This is a genomic window from Wolbachia endosymbiont (group B) of Eupithecia inturbata (assembly GCF_964030915.1).
Lineage (GTDB): Bacteria > Pseudomonadota > Alphaproteobacteria > Rickettsiales > Anaplasmataceae > Wolbachia.
The window spans coordinates 371,892-391,837 of sequence record NZ_OZ034987.1 but is presented as its reverse complement, the minus strand read 5'-3'; the positions used below and the strand labels follow the sequence as shown (position 1 = coordinate 391,837).

The window sequence follows — 19,946 nt, the reverse complement described above, 5'->3', positions numbered from 1 at the left end:
GGCCTGTTTGATTTTCTCACCAATTCTACGTATCAGTTAAATGCATAATATCGAAATATAGAAAATGTTTTTCATAAAATTTTTCTTGTTCTTGATAAGTTTAGTGTTGATATTTGATTCTAATTTTTGCATAATGCAGTAAGTATTTTTATATGGAGAGTGCAATGCCAAGAAAAACAGATCGTCATGCTACAGTGCTTAAAAAATTACAGGGTGTTATAAAATATGCAGATTCTAAAATTGCTGCTGGAAAGCGTTTAGCTATTGAAAGATGGGTAAAAACCTATACTAGGCAAGTGAAACATCTCGAAGACAGCAAATTAGAATTCTTATGCAACATATTTCGCGATGAAAATTGTTGGTCAGGTACTAGATTGAACAACACAATTTTAGGACAGAGGTTTACTGAAGAAAAATCAGGTGAAATAGAGAACCCGCTTTCGAGATATGATATGGCATGTAGGTATTGTCTGGTAGATAAGATTCATCCTCTCTTTCAAGAGCAATTTGCATCTTACAAGGATAGTTTTCCTTCTGATGCAGTTGATGGTGACAGCAATCCAATAACTGACAGATACATGAGAGACTCATTACTAGAATATATGAAGAGTCAGGATCCTGTATTCAGTTTTTGGATCAATAAAGAGTCTGGAGAATTAGAGCAACATGATAATGTGGTAGATGGTTTTGAGAGAGCTGTAAAATTTAAGTGGAGCGAAGGAGTAGAATATTTTTGTAACCGTTTGAAAAGAGAAGATAAAGATAAGAAGATTACTGAAACAATTATTGCTTTATCCTCTGCTCAATGTAACCAAAATAGTGCTGCCATTCTAGATTTTTGTGTGCGTAACATAGGTGATAAAAATGCCCTGCTAGATAAATTATCACAGGAAGATGAGGGAATATACTCACTTCTTAACCCATTGATACGTTGGGGGTTTGTTGATACAGTTGAGGATGTTGTTGAAAATTTGACTCTTGAACAAACTGTAATACCAGCAAATAAAATACTTTCAAGCCAAAATTACTCACTTCTTCTTTTTTCTATTTCAAAGGTCATGTTACAAAATCCTGGTCTGGAAATTAGAAAGATGATAATAAATCTCTGGAAGTGTGATCGCTTTGATCAGCATAAAAGAGCTGCTGTTGTTTCTGATATATCAATACAAGATACTCTTGCAGCGTTAGTTGTTGATTGGAAACACGATGATGATAAAGGTGATTCTGAAAAGAGAGAAGAAATATTAGAAATTTTATTGTTTGCTAAAAAGTGTTGCTCACCTAAAGATTTTTCATCTTTTAAGGACTGTATAGTTGAAAATTTAAAAATGGTTGGTAGAAAAGGTATGAAAGAGGGTATTGACTACAGTGAATTAGCAAGAAGATTATTTTCTCAGTTAGAGGGGAAGAAGATGCCCTTATCTCCTGAGGTTGTTGCCTATGGTGATCATCCACAGTCCATGTTAGGAACTCCTGGTGTTAGCGGTTTGTCTGGTCACAGTAAATAGAGGTGTTTTGTGGATAACAATGACGAAAATATCGGATTAATTAGAAGTCTGTTAAGTGGAGAATGTAGTGATGAAAATTGTGATGATTGTATGGATTGCCATGATTTTATTAAAAGATTTGAATCTTTTTTAGATCAATGCCCATCTTTCTTACATTCCGTAGGTAAAGATCGTTTCTTCCCTGCATTCTTTTTCGGCATGTTTGCCACTGCATTTGATGCTGGTATTTTAAACAATGAAATGGTTTATTTTCGTTTTGATAATTATGATGGGAACAAAAAAGGAAACCTAAAGGTTGCTGTTCTTACTAATGAAGCTGGTGAGCAAGGCAGAAGAATAGTTAAATGTTTCACCATTGCTGATAGGCGGAATAGTGCTGGTTCGAGGTTTAGTGAATGGGAAAGGCTAGAAGTGGAGAGGGAATTTATTGGACAAAACCAACAGTTACAAGGAAATTTGGTTTTTATAGAGTACAAGGTGTATGTATGGAGGCAGAATGATGAAGAACCTACAAAATGTGAAGAGTTAGGGAATAGATTTAATGGAAATGATACAGGAAACAGAAATAATAGATTCCAAATCATTACTCCTCATATTGAGCAAAACAACTTACCAAATTTAGCGGGACTTGTGAGTAACAATACAGACAATGTAGAGTATTTAACGGGACAGGTTCTTCGGTATACTTTGAATATCCATAATAGATATAAAAATGCATTGAGTTTTTATGGTAAAGAGTCAGATTATCATGGGTTTTTAGCAGGCTTTTTTATGAATTTTAGGTATCAGCATACAGCTAATATTTACCTTGAGCTATTTGTAGGAGGTGGGTATGCAGATATCACTTTTCTTGTACGTGGTCAAGAAAGATTGACAGATTCTGTTCCCATTATTATTGAACTTAAGGCAGGAGCTACTAGAGATAAATATGCTGATAGAGCATTGGAACAAGCTGAAAATTATGTTAGAAAATGTCCTATTTCATCTATATCTATCTATACTTCATCAGAAAATGCCGTCTGTGTTGGATTGAATTTTGATCTACAACAGCAGCATTTTATGACTAGTGTGGAAAATTTTTTAGAGGGAGGCTTTCCTTTGGTAGAAAGATTATTTGAAGCTGTAGTAGAAGGAGAGGTTGAAGTTGAAGAAAACGTTAGAGATTATCTACTTTATCCATCTTTTGGTGTACCTGCAGTACCAGGTGCTAGAAGTGGCAGTGATAGGATATTTTCTTATATGAATGGTTTTACTTTTGGAAGTGCTGCATTTGCAAGAGACACTGTATCAATCGGCAGAAGTAGAATAAATGTGACTAAGTATTTGTTTCACTATCATGATGATGATAGGATGCTGGGTCCACGAGGAAGAATTGCACAAGTAAATGTTGGAGATCGTGCTTTAACTATGGTTTTACATGCATCTTTTACGAAACAGGAGAGAGTTATTGTATTTCATCTCCACCATATGTTGCGTCATCAATTTCCAGATATGGAGTTAGATTTATCACGATGGCCAAATGCTAGAGTTTATGAAGTAATATGTGAGCTAAATCCTGATAGAAGAGCTGAGGATGATCTAGGTATAACTGTTGGTGTAAGACTATTTCAATCACCTCATAATTATCTGAGAAATAGAGGTACTTTTATTGGTCAACTTGTACCAGTATTAAGTGCTAGAAATGTATATGATATTTCTAATATGGTTATGGAAGATGATTGGCAAAATATAGATAGGCATAATCAACTATTTGAAGCCATTTCTAGAGTGCTAATTCCATTAAAGAATGCAATAAATGTGAATAGTGAGGCCAGATTTCATTCTATATTGCATGGGATATTTTATGCTTGTGATAATCCTGCTAGAGTGCTTATTGAATACCAAGTGGGAAGAGGAAAAAAGTTAGATCTTTTGTTATTAAGACCTATAGAGCACGGTCGAAATACTCATCCAATTGGAGAAGAATTGAAATTTGCTCCTAATGAAGGAGAGGTACAGCAGAAAATGAATGAAGGAGAAGAACAGTCAGCAGGATATATGAGTCAGAGAGGGTATAAGCGTGTTACTGATGGGAATGAGATAGTTTTTTATCTTGTGCTGTATTCAATAATGATGCAGAACTGCCAAATACTCTTATATCTCTTCCAGAAACTCTTCAGGTATATAATCAACTGGATCATAGTTCTATACGAAGATAATTAGTATCTACTCAGTGTCTCGTAGAAAATGGCTATACATCAAAGTTGTTAGGATAAAAATAGGTTAAATATAGTGCGATTTGGCTGTTTTTTTGATCTCCTATACAGTGCAAAGCAAAAAATGGATTACTTAAGATTTTTAAGTTGTATTTTGGCTGTATTACTAACAGATACACTTTCTCTACCATGCCCCTATTAGATACCAAAAAAGATCTATTTTTACTATAAATTTATTCTGATTTTTTATCATTTCTAAATGAATTATTATTAATTTATCAAAATATTATGTTAGTAATTTAAATAGAACAACCATTGCCAGAACTCAAAACCGGCTAGTGAGAGAATAGTTTGTTTTGGGATGGGTTGGTCTACCGCTAGATCCGTGCGAACTTTTCTTTATATCAATTTATTATATAGTAAAAGCAGCTATATTAGCCTACTTCAGCCATATTTACATGCGAACCAATTTACTTGGCTTTGTTGCAAAAATTTCAAGCTTCTATTTTCATAACGCAGCTTTTGCTTAAATTGTTCTCACAAATATACGATCTTTTTATGTTTTTTGGAGAAAGTAAATAATTCAATTCCTTATAACACTAATTAGTATGGTCTTTTCATTAAATTTATCCTTTCAAAAAGACTATGCTTTATTCACCTGCTTTAATGGTATTATAATATTTTACACCTAAATCTATTCTATAAAAATTCACAATACGAATTAGTAAATAGATTATATTCAAACCGATTGTATTTATGATATATAGCGCATACAATATATTACTTGTTTATTTTAGTAGGGGGTATAGGTATGTTTAGTTCAAAGCAGGTAGTACAATATAATTTATTTGGTAGTAACGGCCTTGAAGGCATTTCATCTTGTAAATTTGCACATTTTCCTGAAGAGGTATTTGAGATTAGCAATGAAGAAAATCAAGCAATAGATAGTTTGAAAAGTAAAATAGAAAATCTACAACAAGAAAATTTTGATCTAAAAAAAAATGTAGAGTTACAAAAACACTATAGGAAAAGAGTAGAAGAGTATTACGAAGAAGTAAGTGAACTTACCAGAGAAATGCAAACCCTAGAAGGGAAAATTAAAAAGCTTGAAGTTAAATTACAAAAAAGTACAAGAAGTTTAACTGAAAATGATCAAGACATCGAACAGCTAAAACAGAAAGTAGAAATATTATTATTAGAAACTCAGAACAAAAGTGATGTAATTAAGAACTTAAATAACCAATTAAAAGAGGCAAAGAATGAAATTCAGTTAACAGACAAAATAAATGAAGAGTTACAGCAAAAACTGGATTTGACTGAAGCTGAGTTAAACAGAGTAAGAAAAGAAAGTACAGTGCTGATAAACAGTATAGAGGATTTGAAAGGTGACTATGAAAATCAGATATTAGAAAAAGAGAAGGAACTTAATGATGTAAGAGATCAATTTTGTATTTATTTATTAGAATATAAAGAACTATTTGCAGAATTCAATAGACTGCAGAAGGAAAACGAAAGTTTAAAACAGAAAAATTTCTATATTAGTAATGAAGTGTCTCTTACAGATGAAATAAACAAAGAAAACGTAAGAGAAGAAATAGCAAAGCTTCAGTTTGTACCTGAAGTGAAAATTAAACATATTATTGATAATAATGATTTCCCAATTGAAGTATGGAACGAAACGGATAGTGAAAGTGACAATGTTAGCCCTTGCCCTGATTATGATGAAAGTTTTGGTAGGCGTTACAGTCAACTATTCTATGATGAAGCCATAATTCATAAAGAAAAAGATACTTTTGTTTTAATTCGTCAAAAAGATTCTTTTTCTTTAGCGAAAGTAAAACCGAATACAAGAGAAGAAGAAAAGTATGAAAGTATTTGGCAAAAAATAAATAAGATCCATGATTATCTGGACATTTTAGGTTACTCTGGTAGCGAAGAAGATTATGAGGAGTGCGAAAAAGAACTTGATAAAGTTATAAACGAAGCACTGAAACAAGGAATAATGTTCACTTTTCCATATAAATCTGATATGTCCTTGATAGATCGTATAGCTGACACATTCCCAAAGCTATATTTATCTGCTGACACTACTCGAATTTATGAGTTTTTATACAAGAAAAAAATATTTCAGATAATATCAGAAGGTGCATCTTTAAACAGATTTAGCGATGAAGAGCATGGAGATGTAGTAAACGTAATTTGTTCAGATAAAGATACCTTAGGTCAGCGAAAAGCAAACCTTTCAAAGCTGAAGGAGTTAGCACTTGAAAGTATTATAAGTAAAAGTGAGCAAATTGATAAACATGACTTTGAACTAGAAATAGATAATGGATATTTTTGTATAGATTACCCACAAAATAGTACTATTGAAGTTGCAAAGATATTCAATAATCAAAAAGCTAAAGATTTAAATCTAAATATTGGTATAGTTCAAGTTGGAAAAAGTATAATTAGAGTTGAAAACATAGAAGGAAGGAGAAATTATACAGACATCTCAGGAGATATCATTGAAATGTCTTTTACCACTGAAGTAGGAGAGATCAGTATTCATCTATGTCCTAATGAGAAAGATAGTAATAAAATAGAGGTGAGGCTTATCGATAAAGTAAGGTTTAATAAGTTAGAGAATAAATCAAATTTAGGACAAAATTGTCTTTTAGGGGGAGAAAGTGTTTTGACAGCCATAGAAAATGGGTATTTCGAAAGAAATAGTAGTGTTTTTAAAGAGTTAGGTAAGACTATTAGACAGTCAGATTGTACAATGGAAAATCCATCTAGCTTTTTAGAAGAAGTTAATAGAAATCAGCTACTAAAAGTAAATGCAAGAGCTTATGGTAGGGGATTATGATAGTTAATATATATTAAGATCAGGAGGGTTAAGATGCGTTTTAATTTAGAGCCGGGAGGTGCTTTTTGTGATGGTAAAAATAAGCTTGTAACTGTCAAAATAAATGATGAAGAAAAGATTAATTTACCTTATACGTCATATATCTTTGATAAACATCACCATTTTATCATCTCTAATTTCAAGATGAACCCTACGAACAGTATACTAACTAATTTTTATCAACAAGAGCTATACTTAAAGCTAGAAAAAGTAGAAAGTGATTATAAGTTGGTTCTAGTTAATAATGAAGATCAATATTATTATTATGTTTACTATAATGATACAAATATTGTCAAAATAGCTACTTTTAATTCTATACCTAGCAATTTCATAAAATATCAAGGTCAGGATTATATTCTCTCTTATGATGGAGAGTGTTCAGTCAATCATACGCGTCAAGTTAAGAGATTGTGAGCAAATTTAGAGAAGTTAAGGTGGATACCCTAGTTTTTCTGTACTTGTCTTTTAATGAAAACTGCGACCAAGTTATGGTAAGCTTTTTGAGAAAAATATTTAAGCCTTTAATTTTATTATTTAGTGCTAAAAATAAGGGAATGTTCAAAAAAGTGTGTCAAAGCGAATTTTTAGTTCAACTCAATTTTTAACCTATCAGGAAAAAAGATATCAAGTTGAGATATAGTTAGAGCCCAATTAGGCAAAGCCATAGCCCATTTTTGCTCTATCTTTTTTATAGCACAATATACCAATTTGTACAAGGCATTTGTACTGGTAAATGAACCTTTGGTTTTAGTAAATTTTCTGATTTGTCTGTGCAACCCCTCAATTGGATTGGTGGTATAAATTAGCCTTCTAACAGGGCCAGAATACTTAAAATAACTAGACAAATTTTCCCAATTGTTTTGCCACGATTTTATGACTAAAGGATATTTTTCACCCCATTTTTCCTCCAGTTCAAGTAAATAATTTTCGGCGATTTCTCTACTTGTAGCACGGTATATTTTTTTCAAATCATTCATAAAAACTTTTATATCTTTGCTGGATACGTATTTTAGTGAATTTCTTATTTGGTGCACAATGCATAACTGTACCTCAGCATTGGGAAATACGCTATTTATAGCTGTAGGGAAGCTTTTCAGACCGTCAACACAAGCTATCAAAATGTCTTCTACTCCTCTCTCTTTTAAGTCATTTAATACGCCTAGCCAGAAGTTAGCTCCCTCACTTTCTGCTAAGTAAAAACCCAGTACTTCTTTTCTGCCATTTTGGTCTATTCCTAATATATTGTACATGCATTTACTTATGCAATGTCCATTCTCTTTGACCTTAAAAAACATCCCATCCATAAATACTATCGGGTATACTGATTGTAGGGGACGACTCCTCCATTCATTGATTATAGGCAGTAATTTATCTGTAATTCCAGATATCTCTGCTGCAGATATTTTATGGTCATAGATTTCTTCCACATAGGATGCTATATCCCTGTATCCCACACCGCTTGCAAACATGTTCAAGACCTTTGTTTCAAGTTCTGGATGTAAGCTTGTTTGCCTTTTTTTCACTATCTGTGGTTCGAAACTTCCCTCTCTATCTCTTGGTGTCAATAGTTCAAATACTCGTCTTCAAAGTTTTGCCATTCTTTCCGTTTCTTCGATTCTTTTCTTCTCTTTCATTGGATAAATGATGCTCTATTTCACCTTCTAGACTTGCTTCCAGCAGCCTTTTTACAAATGGTGTTAATGCTCCATCTCTCCCCATCAATGGTTTACCTTCCCTTATTGATGACAGTATATTTGCTTCCAGCTCTTTGTAATCTACCAGGCCAGTCGTTCCATTTTCTATTTTGTAACTCATATATCAAACCTCTATTTTTTGTTTCTATTTTATTTTTATTTCTCGGTTTGACACACTTTTTTGAACATTCCCTTTATCGGTGATCTATGTCTTGTATGCTCAATCTCAAAGTTGTTTTTCAGAGAGCCAAAAACTGTCTCAATAATCGATCTTTTTCTTAACAAAATCTTCTCATTTAGCGCCATTAATGAGTTTTTCATACCCTTTTTTACCTCAGTTGCGGATTAGCCAACGAAGTAAAGCTTAGAAATGCAGGGCTTTTTCGGCTGCATGGAATATGAAACAAGCGTAGAAAAAATGTGTACCAAAAAATTTATCGGTGATCTATGTCTTGTATGCTCAATCTCAAAGTTGTTTTTCAGAGAGCCAAAAACTGTCTCAATAATCGATCTTTTTCTTAACAAAATCTTCTCATTTAGCGCCATTAATGAGTTTTTCATACCCTTTTTTATACTGGTTACAAGCTTTAACCCTCTATCGAATAATTCGTGAAAAAGATCTTTTTTGATATATCCTTTATCTCCAAACAATAATCCAGTCAATTTCTGAGTTAAATTTGGCACAGGTTTTCTATCATCAATGTTGCCTTTTGTCACCGTAACCCCTTGAATTTCGCCAGCTTCGTTGATTACTAGATGTAGTTTAAAACCGAAAAACCACCCATAGGTAGTCTTTCCAATCTTTGCCAACCCTTTGAAAACTTTATTTCTCGAGGTCCTTTTTGGATGGCAAACAGCGATAGATGTTGCATCTATGTACGAAATCCCTGTCACTTTTGACTGTTCGCAAAACCATTGCATTAAGAGCACTAAATACCATAAAACCCTAGATTTTAGCCTAATAAACCTACTATAGGATGGCAATTTTGGAAACGCTGATTCGTATAATAATTTCAAATAATGCACATAGAAAATTTTAAAATTGTCGCACTTGGATTGGTGATATAGCAATATTATGGTAAGAATCTCTGAATGCGTAATCTCTGGCGTCCTGGTTGGTTTTTTGCTACTTGGTAGAAGTTTTTCTGCAAAATTCTTGTCAACTGAATTGCAAAAATCGTCGATCAGGCAAAATAATTCTGTTATATTTTCATTCATTGGTAACCTCTCTATTTTGTAAATAATTTTCCGAGGTTACCCTATTTTCCTGGCTTTTTCACTGATTTCTAATCCGCAACTGGGGTTATATGAGTGGCAGAAAAGACGTAAGGAAACGGGAGATTTTCAGTCAAAAAAGCCTGGAAGCGTAGGATATAACCATAAAATTACTGACTGGAATGTTTTTACCAAATTTGCAAAAAACCATGGTGGCAAAACTCAGTCAGAGATGGCTAAACTCTGGGGCAATATCAGTAGACAAACGATTCACCGTGCACTTAAAAATATTGGATTTACAAGAAAAAAAGACCTACGGATATAAAGAAAGAAATGAAGAGAAGCGAGCTCACTTTTCAAAGGTTATAGCAACAAAACGTCATGAAAATCTTGTATATATTGACGAATCTGGAATAGATAATACAGAAGACTACCCATACGGATACTGCAGAAAAGGAGAGAGGTTTCATTCACTAAAATCAGGTAAAAAAGCTCAGCGGGTCAGTATGATTGCAGCTCTAAATAAAGAGAAAATCATTGCTCCATTGACCTTTGAAGGATATTGCAATAAGGATGTTTTCGAGGCTTGGTTTGAGCAGTTTTTAACTCCAATTTTAAGGTCTGGCCAAACTGTAATTCTTGATAACGCTACTTTTCATAAATCTAAAAAAATAGATGATCTTGCTAAAGGAGTTGGTGCTGAAATTCTTTATCTTCCTCCATATTCTCCAGACTTTAATAAAATTGAGCATCAGTGGTTTGCTATAAAGAACAGAGCTAGAAAAAATATCCCTATTTTTAAGTCTTTCCGTCATGCTGTTGATTCTGCTTTTTTGTTCTGACTATTATGAGAAGAGCTATATTTAGTAATGACATATATCGATTAGATGTAGCAGTACTTGGAGAAACAGAGCCTCACACAAAGGATTACAAAGGCATCTATGAAAGAAGTCATCAGTGGTACAACTTAAAAGCACTATATCCACTACCACAGAGTTTATTACCAGAAATAAAGTTTGCGAAAGCGCAAGTTATATTATCGGACAGTTGGAATTTGGGAGAAATAAATGGGTGCTTTCCAGTAAGTAGCGTAGAAGAAAAAGGAAATAAATTTTTACTAGGGGATAGCAAATTATCTGAAGAACTGTGGAACTTAAAGTATAAGCCAATTTTAGAAAGGTTTAGCGTTACTCACCACTACAAGGTAGAAGATTTTACCAACCAGAAAGTTATAAGATTTGGTTTAGCAGAACATAATGTTCATTATGAAAGCGAATTAAATTCAGAGCAAAAAGATTCGATACACGAATTAGAAAATTACATTTTAGTATTTTACCCAGGAGTACTGAAGTGGCACGAACATCGACATTTGCACAGAAGTTGGAAAAATAGTCAAGTAATATCTATAATAAGTTAAATACTTATATTTAGATTCTCATATATTATATTAATAATAGGTTAAAGTGTATGAAATAAAAAGAAAAGGACTTGCTTTCTCATGCTAAAAAGGACATGACTTGAATAGCAGCAGGTAAACATAAGAAATTTATCTGACGCTAGAAAAGCTAATTTTGTGAGGTATGAAATGAGTTTTAGCAAGAGTAAGTTTTTTAAAGAAGTATCAAGTAACGATATTAATAAAAGAAATGAAGAAGGAGAAACGATCTTGCACCAAGCAGTAGAAATCTCCGATTACACAACAGTGAGGTTATTAATAAAAAAAGGGGCAGAGGTAAATGCAAGAGATAAAAATGGTTATACACCACTACACTGTGCAGTATTCGCAAAGAGTTTAGAAAATGTAAAAGTGCTGCTAAGGTCGGGAGCAGAAGTAAATGCCACTCAATATGTCACTGGATGTACGCCACTGCACTCTGCGTGCAAAATAGGAGGAGCAAAAGTTGAAATAATAAAAGAGCTAGTAAAAGCGGGAGCTGAAGTTAATCAACTGAATAAGTACGGTGCAACACCAATGTATTACATCTGGGAAAGTGAAAAGTATCGTCTATGTGATAGCAAAGAGAGTGAAGAGGCGAGTAAATTTCTGAGAGAACAAGGAGGAATAACAAAAAGTAGAGAACTGACCTGCTATGGAATAGAGAGGCTAGTGGGAGAAATAGCAGACATGTTGAATGGGAGCTATATGCCGGAGTTAAAAATAATAGAGATAGAAGAAATAAGGAAGAGAGACAAATCACTGATAAAGGAAGAATGTAAAAATTTAGCAAGCAAAATAATGAGCCAAGTGAACGAAATGATAGATGAGGTAGCGAAAAGGAAGGTTTAAAAGAGGGATTTAAATTTAAAGAAAAGGTGAGGTGGATTATGTTAAAGCTTGGCAAATTTAATAAGTCAGCAAAAGAATTATTAGAGAACTCATATGAAAATATTTATGAAAGAGACGAGAAGGAAAGAACAGCTCTGCATTATGCAGTAGACGCAAAAACAGTGAAGTTATTAGTTGAAAAAGGAGTGAATGTGAATGCAGCAGATGTAGAAGGATACACAGCACTGCACCTAGCGGTAACGGAAAAACGTCTAGAAATCGTGAGGGAATTGATAAAATCAGGAGCAGACGTAAATGCTGAAGAGTATGGCAATAAATGCACTCCATTGCACCTTGCATGTATGGTGGGGAAAGTGGAAATAGTGGAGGAACTAGTGAAAGCTGGAGGAGAAATAGAGCAAGCAGATAAATTTGGAATGACAGCAATGGATTATAGTAAAGAAGTAACCGAGGTATTAAAGAAAGAAACAGACAGAATTGAAAAGCTATTTATGAAGGGCTAAAAATATGGAGGAAGAAATAGAAAAGAAAGTAATGAATTTAGAGAGAAAACCTTTGGATGAGCTGAGAAAAATGTGGAAGAAGGCATATGGAGAAGAAGCGCCTAAACATTCAAAGAAATATCTGATACCAAGATTAGCTTATAGAATGCAGGAAAAAGTATATGGAGAAATGTCAAGAAAAGGATTAAAAAGACTAGAGTATCTGGCAGATCGGCTAGAGAAGGGAAAAAGAATAAGTAGCGATAAATTACCAGTAGAAGGGACAGAATTAATACTAGAGAGAGGTGAAGAGACACATGCGGTAATGGTAACAGACAAGGGTTTAATCTACAGAGAAGAATTTTTTACGTCATTGTCAGCAGTAGCCGGAAAAATAATGGGAATGAGCTATAATGGACCTTTATTATTCGGGATGCGTGATAAAAATGGGAGCTGAAGAGGAGAAAATGCTAAAAGAGGTAAGGTGCGCGATATATACAAGAAAATCAAATGAGGATGGGCTAGAACAAAAGTTTAACAGTCTTGATGCGCAGCGAGTAGCATGTGAAAAGTACATAAAGAGCAGAGAAGGCTGGGTAGCATTGGCAAAAAGGTACGATGATGGAGGATATTCAGGGAAAAACTTAGAAAGACCAGCAATAAAGGAATTATTTGAAGATGTAAAAAAAGGAGAAGTAGATTGTGTAGTAGTATATACTCTGGATAGGCTATCAAGGGAAACAAAAGACAGCATCGAAGTAACATCATTTTTTAGAAGGCACCGAGTAAATTTTGTAGCAGTAACGCAGATATTTGATAATAATACGCCAATGGGAAAGTTTGTACAAACAGTGTTATCAGGAGCAGCACAGCTAGAAAGAGAGATGATTGTAGAAAGGGTAAAAAATAAAATAGCAACATCAAAAGAGCAGGGATTATGGATGGGGTGTGCCGTAGAGACACAAAGGATGATCAGAAATGAGCAAACTAAGTGCTTAAGCTGCACAATAGATGAGGGAAGGTCCCTCAAAGTCGGCTTGCAAGAGCAGGCTTTAAACAACCATAAGCTGCTTTGATAAAGAGTCAAGGTAGTGAGCGTTATGGAAAAGGCACAAATACGTGTCATGTACGAAATAGAGAGGCGAATGAAAATGAACCACTGATGAAGTGTCGAAAGGGCTGAGACGATGTCAAAACCAGGAGCTCCCATCTCTCCTGGGATAGATCTACAAGGAACTTGCTTACTGGGTAGGTGGCGTCCGGCATAAAGGTGGCGTGAAACTATTATAGGCTATTGTGTAGAACTGCGGGAACCTGTCGTTTCGATGACAAGGGAGAAATCCAAGAAGCTAAACTTCAAGGATGAGAGTACCGATGCGAAGAACAGGGGCGGATCAGCTTGTAGTAGTGAAGAAGTTTCTGTAATGGAAATGGAGCGAAGGAGCTGAGTTATTCAGTTTTAATTATTTGTCAACCGAAAGGGAGGAGTAAGTGAATAAAACAAAGTCTTTTGATATACCAAAGCAACTTATTTGGAGAGCTTATAAACAAGTATCGAAAAATAAAGGTGCGGCTGGTGTGGATGAGGTATCGATAACAAAGTTTGAAGAGAACCTGAAGGATAATCTGTACAAACTATGGAATCGGATGTCATCAGGAAGTTATTTTCCAGAGCCTGTAAAAGCTGTAGCAATACCGAAAGATACGGGAGGGGGACAAAGAATTTTAGGTGTTCCTTCAGTATTCGACAGGATAGGGCAAACGGCTGCGTCTATGTATCTTGAGCCGCTAGTAGAGCCGAAATTCCATGAAGATTCATATGGTTATAGACCAAATAAATCAGCACTGGATGCGGTAGATACGGCAAGGAAAAGATGCTGGAGGTATGATTGGACGATAGATCTAGATATATCCGGGTTTTTCGACAATTTGGATCACGAGTTGGCATTGCAAGCTATCAAGAAGCATACAAATTGCAAATGGATCATACTGTATGTTGAAAGGTGGATGAAAGCCGCTATTCAGCTAGAAGATGGCAGTAAGGTAGTTAGGGAAAAGGGAGTTCCGCAAGGAGGTTCAGTTAGCCCAATCATTTCGAATATATTCATGCATTACGTATTTGATATATGGATGAAACAGAACTACCCTACAGTACCATTTGAGAGGTATGTAGATGATGCGATAGTGCACTGCAAGACGCAAAAACAGGCAGAATTTATGAGAGTAATGATCGAAGAAAGATTAGCCAAATATAAGCTAAAGTTACATCCTGATAAAACACAAATTGTGTATTGTAAGGATGGCAACAGGAAGAATATGTTTCCTACACAAAGCTTTGATTACCTAGGATATACTTTTAGACCTAGAAAAGCAAAGAGCAAGATAGGGAAATATTTCGTTGCATTTCTTCCAGCAATTAGCAATAAGGTTAAGAAAAAGATTACTACAACCGTAAGGTCATGGCAAATACTACGAAAAACACACATAACATTAGAGGAGGTATCAAAGAAAGTAAATCCAATAGTCAGAGGCTGGTATCAGTACTATGGCAGGTTTTACCAATCGGAGGTGTATAAACCTCTTAACAATGTAGAGCAACATCTAGAAAAGTGGACGAGAAAGAAATATCCGAAACTTGGAAAAAGACTAGCAAGGCAACTTCTAGGAAAAATAAAAGAAGAGAATCCAAAGACTTTCTACCACTGGACATTAGGGTTAGGTCAAAAGGCTGAATAATGGAAGCTGTATAAATCGAGAGATTTACGTACAGTTTTGCGAGAGACTGGCTGGGGAAGTTCCGCCGGTCTACTCTCCTGGAACTTTACCGCTTGGGTATGATGTAAAAGATAAAGAATTAATAATAAATGAAAAAGAAGCAAAAATAGTAGGGCACATATTTGAAAGATATTTGGAGCTAAAATCAATGGCAGAATTGGCAAGGGAGTTAAATAGTCAAGGATACCGGACAAAATCAGATATCTTTAAAAAAGCGACGGTAAGGAGAATAATAACAAATCCAATATATATGGGAAAGATAAGACATTATGAGAAAGAGTATGAGGGAAAGCATGAAGCAATAATAGAAGAAGAAAAGTGGCAAAAAGCGCAGGAATTGATAAGGAATCAACCATATAGAAAAGCAAAATATGAGGAAGCACTGCTAAAGGGAATAATCAAGTGCAAGAGCTGTGATGTAAATATGACGCTGACATACTCAAAAAAAGAGAACAAAAGGTATAGATATTACGTATGCAACAATCACTTAAGGGGAAAGAATTGTGAATCAGTAAATCGAACAATAGTTGCTGGAGAAGTGGAAAAAGAAGTGATGAAGAAAGCGGAAGATTTATATGAAAATTGGAGAGAAAAGACCGAAGAAAAATGGGAAAATTTAAATTTTGGAAAGCAAAAAGAAGTAGTGAAAAAGTTAATAAAGGGAGTAATGATAAGAGAAGATGGAATAGAGGTACATTCTGAGTCAGAGGAAACATTTATACCAATAAAAAAGAAAGGAAATAAATGCACAGTAGTAGAGCCAGAAGGTAAAAAACAAACAATGCGTTACTCAAAGCAGTGGTGAGAGCTCACCTATGGAAACGTCAGCTAGAAGAGGGAAAGTATAGAAGTGTTAAAGAGATGAGTGCCAAAATTAATATAGGTACAAGACGTATACAGCAAATTTTGAGATTAAATTATTTAGCTCCAAAAATAAAGGAAGACATAGTATGACCTTACCCAGAAAAAGTAGACAGAAAGTTAAGACGTTTTTGCTATGAGAATGATGAATCAAAAAGCTCAGGAATGCAATAGTTAATAGTAGAATGTCTACGCTGTTTATTATAAAAAATTTCTATATATTCAAATATTGCGGTTTTAGCTTGTTGTGCAGAGTGTTGTGAAGTATCAATGAGTAACTCTCTCTTAAGTGAACTAAAAAAGCTCTCTGAAACAGCATTATCATAACAACAACCTTTGTGACTCATACTAGAAGTAATATTTTTTGTACTTAGTAAAAATTGATAATTTTTAGAGGTGTATTGCGATCCTTGATCGCTATGAAATAGTAGATTTTTAGCAGATTTGCGCCTACCAATAGCCATGAATAACGCATCTATAACTAATTGCCTATTTACTGCATTACTCATTGACCAGCCAATCACCATGCGTGAATATAAATCTATTATTGCTGCCAAATATAACCATCCTTCATTAGTTTTTATGTACGTAATATCAGTTACCCATATCTTGTTAGGTTGATCAGCGATGAAATTCTGATTTAATATGTTAGGAGTTATAACTCTATTGTCTATTTGTGGTTTTTTACTTTTAAACTTTCGTCTAAGCTTAGCTTGAATGCCATTTTTCTGCATAACATTTTGCACTGTTTTGATGTTATAATTTTTACCTAAAGCCTTTAATTCAGCGTGAATTTTAGGAGCTCCGTATCTGCATTGTGATGCTCGATATACCTTCTGAATATCTTGTATGAGCTCTTCTCTTATTGATTTTTTGTTGTTTTTTTCCTTAGTAATCCATTTATAATAACCACAAGCAGATACGTTCAAAAATCTGCATAATTCCCGTATTTTATAGCAGTTTTCATGTTCTTTTATAAAAGAATATTTTACTCTTTTTGGTTTGCAAAATATCCCAGGGCTTTTTTTAAAATGTCTCTTTCCCTCGTTACTCTTGCCAGCTCTTTCTTTAAATCAAACTTTTCTTTGTCACAATGAGCTACTTTCCCTTTTCCTGGAAACGCATCTACTCCAGACATTCTATCATTGTATGTTTTTACCCATCTGCTTAATGAATCACCGCTAATACCCAAATCTCTTGCTATTTTTGCTGATGATTGACCTGTTTCTTTTACTAGTCTTATAGCTTCAATTTTGAATTCTGCTGTATATTCTTTTCTTTTTGTCATACCACACCTCTTTGAAAAAACGTTTTATTTTACTTCAAAAACGTCTTAACTTTCTGTCTACTTTTTCTGGGTAAGGTCAAGTATCATAATTTCTTCCTTAGCTAAAACTTCTTCTAAGTTACTCTTTAAATGATCTAGAAACTTATCAGTTTGTTTAAATTCTGGACATGCTTCTTTTCCAAATGAATATAGGGTTTCTGCTATTTCAGAAAATCTTCTATTTGTTATTTTTCCATTTATTATTTTTTCAATTATAGCTGATTGCACTGCCATGGGATCAAAGTTTAGATTTGTCACTGATATTCCTGACTTAATAGCAGTTTTATTTAACACTTTCTCAAATCTATGTGTAATATTTAGTGCATAACCTCTTGCTTCTAATAAAGGTATAGATTGATCTACTGCAGGTATATATTGTTTACCCGTAAACTTTCTTACAAGCACATCAAGTAACATTATCGTACCATTTACATCCATTTTTGCATCTACTTGTGAGATTGGACTTTTAGTTGTAGTACTTGATTTGGAATCTAATAACCCACCTATAGAGCTTTTTACCCAACCAAATAAATCATTTATCCATGAAGATGGTCTCTTGTACCACTACTCATTGTGTACTCACTTCTACGGTTTCTAATGTGCTGCCTATGTCTATGAGGTTGATCAGATAACATGACTTCTGTAAACACATCATCGTACACTTGATCCTTATACTCTCTTTTTAACCTCAGTTGCGGATTAGCCAACGAAGTAAAGCTTAGAAATGCAGGGCTTTTTCGGCTGCATGGAATATGAAACAAGCGTAGAAAAAATGTGTACCAAAAAATTTATCGGTGATCTATGTCTTGTATGCTCAATCTCAAAGTTGTTTTTCAGAGAGCCAAAAACTGTCTCAATAATCGATCTTTTTCTTAACAAAATCTTCTCATTTAGCGCCATTAATGAGTTTTTCATACCCTTTTTTATACTGGTTACAAGCTTTAACCCTCTATCGAATAATTCGTGAAAAAGATCTTTTTTGATATATCCTTTATCTCCAAACAATAATCCAGTCAATTTCTGAGTTAAATTTGGCACAGGTTTTCTATCATCAATGTTGCCTTTTGTCACCGTAACCCCTTGAATTTCGCCAGCTTCGTTGATTACTAGATGTAGTTTAAAACCGAAAAACCACCCATAGGTAGTCTTTCCAATCTTTGCCAACCCTTTGAAAACTTTATTTCTCGAGGTCCTTTTTGGATGGCAAACAGCGATAGATGTTGCATCTATGTACGAAATCCCTGTCACTTTTGACTGTTCGCAAAACCATTGCATTAAGAGCACTAAATACCATAAAACCCTAGATTTTAGCCTAATAAACCTACTATAGGATGGCAATTTTGGAAACGCTGATTCGTATAATAATTTCAAATAATGCACATAGAAAATTTTAAAATTGTCGCACTTGGATTGGTGATATAGCAATATTATGGTAAGAATCTCTGAATGCGTAATCTCTGGCGTCCTGGTTGGTTTTTTGCTACTTGGTAGAAGTTTTTCTGCAAAATTCTTGTCAACTGAATTGCAAAAATCGTCGATCAGGCAAAATAATTCTGTTATATTTTCATTCATTGGTAACCTCTCTATTTTGTAAATAATTTTCCGAGGTTACCCTATTTTCCTGGCTTTTTCACTGATTTCTAATCCGCAACTGGGGTTTTTACAATATCCAAGTATCTTGCAGCACTTATTTCCTTCTCATGATCTTTTAATACTATCTCTTTATCAGTAAATTTTATTGATAACGTTTTCATCTTAGGTGTTTTATAGAATTTACTAAGTGTAATACTGCAAAAATCATCTTTAGTAATAGTCGAATCAAAAGCATTAGTTATTATTAGATCATGACCATTACTACGAACAAACGTATTGTTTCCTCCTTTTCTAGGCGTGATAAGCTCAGCATCTTTCTCCACATCTTGACCCGTTACCACAATAATTTCTTTATCTTTGTCAAAGATCAAAGGTAGTGGTTTTAATTCTAATTCAGAACTTATTTTCATAGGCGCACTATCTGAGATAATATGAAGATTTTCATACCAATCCAAACCGTCTTTTAATCTTACTGTTAGCACTTCTAATAAAAAACTTTGTCCCATTTCTGCTTCTAACCTAACTAGCAAATCATTTCCATCTTGAAAAATTCTTGGCAGATTAATATGTATTTTCAAATCATCTTGTATTATTTTTATCACGTTACGTAAATCTAACGTATCTATAGAACTTGCTTGATCAGGATTGTAGATGTTTATTTGTGGCATAGAAAAAATATTATGTTCATATCTTTGCTCACCTGAGGCTATAGTAATTACGTATATGTTTTTACCACCATTTCCAATTAAGTGACTGTTATAGATTGGATTATTGTAAATTACCTCACACTTCCCATAGCCAACAAGTATAGATTCATCACCATCTTGAACAGCGATAGTCATATTAAGTTTATTTGCTATAGCTGGGTAACTTTCTATAATTTCATCAATAGTTTTATTAGTATTCTGTATTGCATACAAGTTTCTTTCCTTACCTACTTTTATTTCAGCACTGTCTTTTAATTGATAGATTATATTGTTCATTATGTTATATGAGATAGATATACTAAAGTTACTATTTGCAACTTTTGAGGAAAAATCGAACTTTATAACCCCAGTTGCGGATTAGAAATCAGTGAAAAAGCCAGGAAAATAGGGTAACCTCGGAAAATTATTTACAAAA

13 protein-coding genes and 8 pseudogenes are annotated in these 19,946 nt (G+C 34.0%); 12 read left to right on the top strand and 9 right to left on the bottom strand.

What is annotated here, in order from left to right:
• Positions 1-164: 164 nt before the first annotated feature.
• The 4 genes from ACQH21_RS01870 to ACQH21_RS01855 all read left to right on the top strand — a co-directional run bounded on the left by ACQH21_RS01870 (position 165) and on the right by ACQH21_RS01855 (position 7,004).
• Positions 165-1,508: a hypothetical protein gene (locus tag ACQH21_RS01870; RefSeq protein ID WP_425384384.1), complete on the top strand. Its 1,344-nt coding sequence runs from the start codon at positions 165-167 to the stop codon at positions 1,506-1,508.
• A gap of 9 nt (positions 1,509-1,517) precedes the next feature.
• A complete protein-coding gene (locus ACQH21_RS01865) occupies positions 1,518-3,710 on the top strand; it encodes a hypothetical protein (protein WP_425384383.1) in 2,193 nt (730 codons plus the stop codon).
• An 804-nt stretch (positions 3,711-4,514) separates the two neighbouring features.
• A complete protein-coding gene (locus tag ACQH21_RS01860; RefSeq protein ID WP_425384382.1) occupies positions 4,515-6,551 on the top strand; it encodes a coiled-coil domain-containing protein in 2,037 nt (678 codons plus the stop codon).
• Positions 6,552-6,584: 33 nt separating this feature from the next.
• A complete protein-coding gene (locus tag ACQH21_RS01855) occupies positions 6,585-7,004 on the top strand; it encodes a hypothetical protein (protein ID WP_425384381.1) in 420 nt (139 codons plus the stop codon).
• Here ACQH21_RS01855 and ACQH21_RS01850 read toward each other — a convergent pair.
• From ACQH21_RS01850 to ACQH21_RS01835, 4 genes and pseudogenes are all read right to left on the bottom strand, one after another.
• A pseudogene (locus ACQH21_RS01850) lies at positions 6,991-7,140 on the bottom strand (IS4 family transposase); the annotation flags it as partial. The gene ACQH21_RS01855 and the pseudogene ACQH21_RS01850 sit on opposite strands and share 14 nt — an antisense overlap.
• A 34-nt stretch (positions 7,141-7,174) precedes the next feature.
• Positions 7,175-8,405 (bottom strand): annotated as a pseudogene (locus tag ACQH21_RS01845) (IS256 family transposase).
• 80 nt (positions 8,406-8,485) lie between these two features.
• A pseudogene (locus ACQH21_RS01840) lies at positions 8,486-8,623 on the bottom strand (transposase); the annotation flags it as partial.
• A 6-nt stretch (positions 8,624-8,629) separates the two neighbouring features.
• The gene (locus ACQH21_RS01835) at positions 8,630-9,502 is read right to left on the bottom strand and encodes an IS982 family transposase (protein WP_425383942.1); all 873 of its coding nucleotides are present in this window, start codon (positions 9,500-9,502) and stop codon (positions 8,630-8,632) included.
• Between the two features lie 85 nt (positions 9,503-9,587).
• On the opposite strand from ACQH21_RS01835, the pseudogene ACQH21_RS01830 reads away from it, so the two are divergent.
• From ACQH21_RS01830 to ACQH21_RS01795, 8 genes and pseudogenes are all read left to right on the top strand, one after another.
• Positions 9,588-10,341 (top strand): annotated as a pseudogene (locus tag ACQH21_RS01830) (IS630 family transposase); the annotation flags it as partial.
• Between the two features lie 23 nt (positions 10,342-10,364).
• Positions 10,365-10,916: pseudogene (locus tag ACQH21_RS01825) on the top strand (phage tail protein); the annotation flags it as partial.
• Between the two features lie 168 nt (positions 10,917-11,084).
• Positions 11,085-11,786: an ankyrin repeat domain-containing protein gene (locus ACQH21_RS01820; protein ID WP_425384380.1), complete on the top strand. Its 702-nt coding sequence runs from the start codon at positions 11,085-11,087 to the stop codon at positions 11,784-11,786.
• A 38-nt stretch (positions 11,787-11,824) separates the two neighbouring features.
• Complete coding sequence (locus ACQH21_RS01815) at positions 11,825-12,289, top strand: ankyrin repeat domain-containing protein (RefSeq protein WP_425384379.1); 465 nt, start codon at positions 11,825-11,827, stop codon at positions 12,287-12,289.
• Positions 12,290-12,293: 4 nt separating this feature from the next.
• Complete coding sequence (locus ACQH21_RS01810) at positions 12,294-12,725, top strand: DUF2924 domain-containing protein (RefSeq protein ID WP_425384378.1); 432 nt, start codon at positions 12,294-12,296, stop codon at positions 12,723-12,725.
• A gap of 10 nt (positions 12,726-12,735) precedes the next feature.
• Positions 12,736-13,215, top strand: a pseudogene (locus ACQH21_RS01805) (recombinase family protein); the annotation flags it as partial.
• A 544-nt stretch (positions 13,216-13,759) separates the two neighbouring features.
• Positions 13,760-15,004 (top strand): group II intron reverse transcriptase/maturase, encoded by a 1,245-nt coding sequence (ltrA, locus tag ACQH21_RS01800; RefSeq protein WP_425384377.1) that lies wholly within the window; start codon positions 13,760-13,762, stop codon positions 15,002-15,004.
• A gap of 76 nt (positions 15,005-15,080) precedes the next feature.
• Positions 15,081-15,994: pseudogene (locus ACQH21_RS01795) on the top strand (recombinase family protein); the annotation flags it as partial.
• A gap of 44 nt (positions 15,995-16,038) precedes the next feature.
• On the opposite strand, the pseudogene ACQH21_RS01790 reads toward ACQH21_RS01795, so the two are convergent.
• The 5 genes and pseudogenes from ACQH21_RS01790 to ACQH21_RS01770 all read right to left on the bottom strand — a co-directional run bounded on the left by ACQH21_RS01790 (position 16,039) and on the right by ACQH21_RS01770 (position 19,807).
• Positions 16,039-17,192: pseudogene (locus ACQH21_RS01790) on the bottom strand (IS3 family transposase).
• A gap of 57 nt (positions 17,193-17,249) precedes the next feature.
• Positions 17,250-17,669, bottom strand: a complete 420-nt coding sequence (locus tag ACQH21_RS01785; RefSeq protein WP_425384376.1) for a latrotoxin-related protein — start codon at positions 17,667-17,669, stop codon at positions 17,250-17,252.
• A gap of 98 nt (positions 17,670-17,767) precedes the next feature.
• Positions 17,768-17,938, bottom strand: coding sequence for a hypothetical protein (locus ACQH21_RS01780; protein WP_425384375.1), 171 nt, complete (start codon positions 17,936-17,938; stop codon positions 17,768-17,770).
• Entirely contained in the window at positions 17,931-18,803 is an 873-nt protein-coding gene (locus ACQH21_RS01775; protein WP_425383942.1) for an IS982 family transposase, read from the bottom strand. The genes ACQH21_RS01780 and ACQH21_RS01775 overlap by 8 nt, the downstream gene beginning before the upstream one ends.
• 68 nt (positions 18,804-18,871) lie before the next feature.
• Positions 18,872-19,807, bottom strand: coding sequence for a hypothetical protein (locus tag ACQH21_RS01770; protein ID WP_425384374.1), 936 nt, complete (start codon positions 19,805-19,807; stop codon positions 18,872-18,874).
• Between the last annotated feature and the right edge of the window lie 139 nt (positions 19,808-19,946).